The organism is Aquidulcibacter sp. (assembly GCF_044346625.1).
Taxonomy (GTDB): domain Bacteria; phylum Pseudomonadota; class Alphaproteobacteria; order Caulobacterales; family Aquidulcibacteraceae; genus Aquidulcibacter.
This window is the reverse complement of sequence record NZ_JBIIYV010000137.1, coordinates 1-4,214: the sequence shown is the minus strand read 5'-3', so window position 1 is coordinate 4,214 and position 4,214 is coordinate 1. Positions and strand designations below refer to the sequence as shown.

Genomic DNA, 4,214 nt, shown 5'->3' with positions numbered 1-4,214 from the left:
CATGTAAAACATCTTTGTCATTTTGGCGCGAAGGAAGGTCTAGGATATGACGCTTGCGGAAAAAAGGGCTGGCTTATCGCTCCTCATGGGGATTTGCATCTTCGCTTATTTGACAGCGAATATGATAGATGGCTGGTCTATCCCCGACCAAGAGGCGCGCCACCTCTGGCGGACGTGGCTATTTGTCTTGGGCCTCGGCATGGTGAGTGAGGCAGTTATCGGTGTTTGGGCTAATATCATGCGCAAACGGGGGGCATTTGAGGACGAACGAGATGAGCAAATCATCGCACGGGCCGATCGGCTTGGCCTGCTTGTGGGGTTTTGCGCGATCAATGTGCTCATCTGGCAAATCCTGTGGCAATCAACCCTTCCAGCCCCAGTGCCTTTGACCTTGAATATCCAGCATTTGCCAACCTTATTCTTTATTCTGATGTCGGTTTTGTTCCTGTGTCATGGGGTTAAGCAGGTCATGATCCTTGTTCTGGGTCGCTTATCCTAATGGCTGTAAGCAAGGGCCGCGTGCTCAACCAGATCCGGCAATTGCGAACTCAGGCAGGGCTAACCCAACAGGACTTTGCCAATCTTGTTGGGGCAACGCGCCAGACCATTTTAGCGATTGAGGCCGAGAAATATGCGCCATCGCTCGAGCTGGCGTTTCGGATGGCGCGGGCGTTGTCGGTTCCGTTCGAGACCTTGTTTCAGTTTGAAGAGGAAGGGACGGGGTCAAGCTAGGCAGTCCACTGTTGAGAAATTCAAATAGGCCCTGTTCGATTTTCTCCGCTTGCGCTTAAGATGGCGACACCCGACTTGAGGCTAACCGGCGCAAGTCCCGGGTCATCAAACAGGAAGATGCTCATGTCGCAGCCAAGTCAAAGCCCCATCGAACTTTATTATTGGCCAACCCCGAATGGTTGGAAAATCTCCATTGCTTTGGAAGAGATGGGGCTGCCTTATGTCATGAAGGCCGTCAATATCGGCAAGGGCGAGCAATTTGAGCCTGCTTTCCTCGCCATTAGCCCAAATAACCGTATGCCGGCGATTGTCGACCCGGACGGGCCAGATGGGCAGCCAATCTCGGTTTTTGAGAGCGGAGCCATTCTGCAATATCTTGGCCGCAAGACTGGCCAATTCTACCCCAGTGACGAGCGCAGCCGCGTGAAGGTTGACGAGTGGGTGATGTGGCAAATGGCGGGTCTCGGGCCGATGTCGGGCCAAGCCAGCCACTTCCGTCTTTATGCGCCTAATCTGGTCGACGATCCGAGTTTGATCGAGTATGGCCAGACCCGTTACACCAACGAGGTCAATCGCTTGTATGGCGTTATGGAGCGCCAGCTTAAAGAAACCCCGTATCTGGCAGGGGATTATTCCATCGCCGATATGGCTTCGTATCCTTGGGTCCGTGGTGCAAAATTGTTTGGCCAAGATCTTGAAGAATTCCCCCATGTCAAAGCTTGGTTTGATGGCATCGACGCCCGTCCAGCCGTTATAGCCGGAAATGCGGTGGGGGCGGATTTGCGCAAGCCAGCAGGCGAGCAATCCAAGGAAGATATGAAGGCTGCAGCCAAGTCTCTCTTCGGTCAAACTGCGGCTGTTACGAAGACTTAAGTCAATATTTTGGGAGGGCAGGGCCTCTTACGCCCTAGCCCTTCCAATTCACCGCTTGCTCCAGCAGATACTGACGGAACGCAGCGATCCGTTTTGAGCGGCGCAAATCTGCGGGATAGATGAAGAAGACGTCGATATTCGGTCCGTCTGTCTCTGGGAAGACCCGCATCAAGCCTGTGTCAGCTTGCGCCAGATAATCGGGTAGGCCCCCAATGCCAAGGCCAGCAACCACAGCCTTTACCAAAGCCGAGACATTATTGATCGTCAGCGCTGCCTCGCGCGGGCGGTGATCTTCCCGGCCCAAGGTGAGGGCAAAGTCCAGCACCTTCATCGGGTCGCCCGAACGCGCGCCATAAGCGATAACCCGATGATTGGCCAAATCCTCTGGCGTCTTGGGCATACCGTGCTTGGCGATATATTCCCGCGAGGCATAGAGCGACGTGGTGATCGACAAGATCTTGCGCTGGATTAGGTCAGCATGCGTTGCCTCCCACAGGCGGATCGCGCATTCGGCTTCTAAGGTGGTGAGGTCAAGCTCTCGGTCATCCAGAAGCAAGCGCAAGGACACGTCTGGGTAAGCGTCCATGAAGCCGCCTAAACGCGGTGCCAGCCAGGTCGCCCCAATGCCGATTGGGGCCGTTACGATCAGTTCGCCTTGTGGCCGGTCGCGTGCATCTTTCAGATTGGACTCCGCCACCGCCGCAATGGTCGCCATCTGGCCGGTCGATTGCTGCAATACTTTGCCAGGGCCGGTTAGGATCAAGCCGCGTGCATGCCGATGAAACAGGGGAACGCCCAATCCATCTTCCAGCGCCGCGATTTGGCGGCTGACAGCTGATTGCGACAGGCCGACTTTTTCGGCGGCAGCGGTGAGGCTGCCGGTATCTGCAGCGGCGTGAAAGGTTTTAAGCTTGTCCCAATCCATCCGTTAACCTGACTTATTTTGAGAGTCTCGTCCAGTTTTCAATCTGTGAGAGGCTTCTGTTTTGTGAGCCTTTTTAGCGGAGCGGACTAGCACTAGCCAGCCTGCTTTGACAGGAGAGCCAGAAAGTGGGCGCGCTGGCGCTCCAGAATGACTATGAGACTTAGCAGACACAGCCCAAAACCGAGGCTGATCCAGATTACGCCCCCTATCGTTGCCAAAAGCGCGACGGCCCCGCATAGCCCTGTAGCGAGCCAGTAGGGTGCGGCCACCTGCAGGTGAGAGCGGCCTGCACGAATGGCGAGCTGATAGACGTGGTCGGCATGAGGCTTGAGAAGATTGGCCTTCTGACAGGCGCGCCACACAATGGTCAGGATGGAATCGGCCAAGAGCGGCAGGAAGCAGGTAGCCACAGAGAGGGGGTTCACTTCCCAAATGGCTGCCCATACCCCCAATGCCCCTATGGCCAGCCCGACAAAGAGTGCGCCGGCGTCGCCAGCGAAGATCCGACCGCCATTGACGTTCCAGTATAAGAAACCGCAGCTTGCCAGCGCACAGATTTGGACATAGCTCCCCACGATTGCGATGTTGGTCGGGCCTGCTGCACCGAACGTGCTCTCCGCCCAGCACAACCCACTCAAGCAAGCGAGGCCCACCGCGCTCGACCCAATCGAGAGGCCGTTGGCCCCGTCCATGAAATTCACCACATTGACCATCACTAGCAGCCACAACAGGGTGCCGAGGCCTCCGACCAGCGGCCCTAATTCCAAATCGACACCCGGCCAGACCAATAGACCCTCAATCCGCATGCCCCCGATCACAAAGACGGAGGTGATCGCGATCATGATCAGGAGCTTGATTTTCGGTCCAATGGCGCTGCGGTCATCCCAAAAACCAAGCGCGCCCCCAGCTAAAGCCAAGCCTAGGCATGTCCAAGCTTCGCTAACAACGAAGGCGAAATGCCAGCTCAGATAAATGTATCCGACGAGCGTGCCCGCCATGATGCCCACACCGCCAGCGGTAGGTGTCGACGCGCGATGCAGTTTTCGTGCGGCATCTGGCACGTCCGCTATCGCCCAAGCCATCATCAGACGGGTGACAATCCACGCAACCAAAAGTGCCAAGAAACAGGCGAAACCTACGATCATGCCCTACCTTAACGGTAGCGCGCGGGGAGGGGGAAGGCTTTCGCCTGATCAAATGCAGAAGCGCCTGCTGCATATCCGCGCCAGCCATGCATTTTTGCAGTCCTGCTTAACCCGCACGGGCCTTTTTATTCTGCCGCGGCATCCCTACTTAGAGGTGGCAGTGAGCCTCCGCTGCGGACACTCGAAGGTTTCGCGTCCTGTACGCTGATCGGTGTCTCCTCCCCCCAAGAGGCCGCCTCAAAGGGCCGCATCCTCACTGGATGCGGCCTCTTTTTTTGCGCGAGAAGATTAGTCCTTTGAAGTCGCAAGAAATCATCAGAGGCTCGCGACGGAAACATAAGGCCCAGCCAATTCTTCGAGGGCTGCTAGAGTTCTCCTTATCCCAACATTGTCATCCCCGCCGGAGCGAAAGCGCAGAGCGGGGACCCCTTTGAACTTTGCGGCACAAGGTCCCCGATAGGCTGACGCCTTCGGGGATTGTCTGTTTGTGATGTGTAAGTATGGTTGGGCTGGTTAGGCAATTTGGTGGGTGGCCGCCC

The 4,214-nt window shown here is 56.4% G+C and carries 5 protein-coding genes; 3 read left to right on the top strand and 2 right to left on the bottom strand.

What is annotated here, in order from left to right; genetic code table 11:
• Positions 1 to 121 precede the first annotated feature (121 nt).
• The 3 genes from ACIQ20_RS16025 (at position 122) to ACIQ20_RS16015 (ending at position 1,605) form a co-directional block, all read left to right on the top strand.
• Positions 122 to 499: a hypothetical protein gene (locus ACIQ20_RS16025; protein ID WP_395782081.1), complete on the top strand. Its 378-nt coding sequence runs from the start codon at positions 122 to 124 to the stop codon at positions 497 to 499.
• Positions 499 to 732 carry a helix-turn-helix transcriptional regulator gene (locus ACIQ20_RS16020; protein WP_395782079.1) on the top strand — a complete coding sequence of 78 codons (234 nt, stop codon included), beginning with the start codon at positions 499 to 501 and terminating at the stop codon, positions 730 to 732. Before ACIQ20_RS16025 ends, ACIQ20_RS16020 begins: the two co-directional genes overlap by 1 nt.
• A 123-nt stretch (positions 733 to 855) precedes the next feature.
• Complete coding sequence (locus ACIQ20_RS16015; RefSeq protein ID WP_395782077.1) at positions 856 to 1,605, top strand: glutathione S-transferase family protein; 750 nt, start codon at positions 856 to 858, stop codon at positions 1,603 to 1,605.
• A gap of 34 nt (positions 1,606 to 1,639) precedes the next feature.
• On the opposite strand, the gene ACIQ20_RS16010 is transcribed toward ACIQ20_RS16015, so the two are convergent.
• Both ACIQ20_RS16010 and ACIQ20_RS16005 read right to left on the bottom strand, forming a co-directional pair.
• Complete coding sequence (locus tag ACIQ20_RS16010; protein ID WP_395782075.1) at positions 1,640 to 2,530, bottom strand: LysR family transcriptional regulator; 891 nt, start codon at positions 2,528 to 2,530, stop codon at positions 1,640 to 1,642.
• A gap of 92 nt (positions 2,531 to 2,622) precedes the next feature.
• Positions 2,623 to 3,675, bottom strand: coding sequence for a glycosyltransferase family 4 protein (locus tag ACIQ20_RS16005; RefSeq protein ID WP_395782073.1), 1,053 nt, complete (start codon positions 3,673 to 3,675; stop codon positions 2,623 to 2,625).
• Between the last annotated feature and the right edge of the window lie 539 nt (positions 3,676 to 4,214).

What these genes read in the sequence shown, in the direction of transcription:
- ACIQ20_RS16025 (WP_395782081.1), top strand. Translation starts at nt 122, where the DNA reads ATGATAGATGGCTGGTCTATCCCCGACCAAGAGGCGCGCCACCTCTGG.
- ACIQ20_RS16020 (WP_395782079.1), top strand. Translation starts at nt 499, where the DNA reads ATGGCTGTAAGCAAGGGCCGCGTGCTCAACCAGATCCGGCAATTGCGA.
- ACIQ20_RS16015 (WP_395782077.1), top strand. Translation starts at nt 856, where the DNA reads ATGTCGCAGCCAAGTCAAAGCCCCATCGAACTTTATTATTGGCCAACC.
- ACIQ20_RS16010 (WP_395782075.1), bottom strand. Translation starts at nt 2,530, where the DNA reads ATGGATTGGGACAAGCTTAAAACCTTTCACGCCGCTGCAGATACCGGC.
- ACIQ20_RS16005 (WP_395782073.1), bottom strand. Translation starts at nt 3,675, where the DNA reads ATGATCGTAGGTTTCGCCTGTTTCTTGGCACTTTTGGTTGCGTGGATT.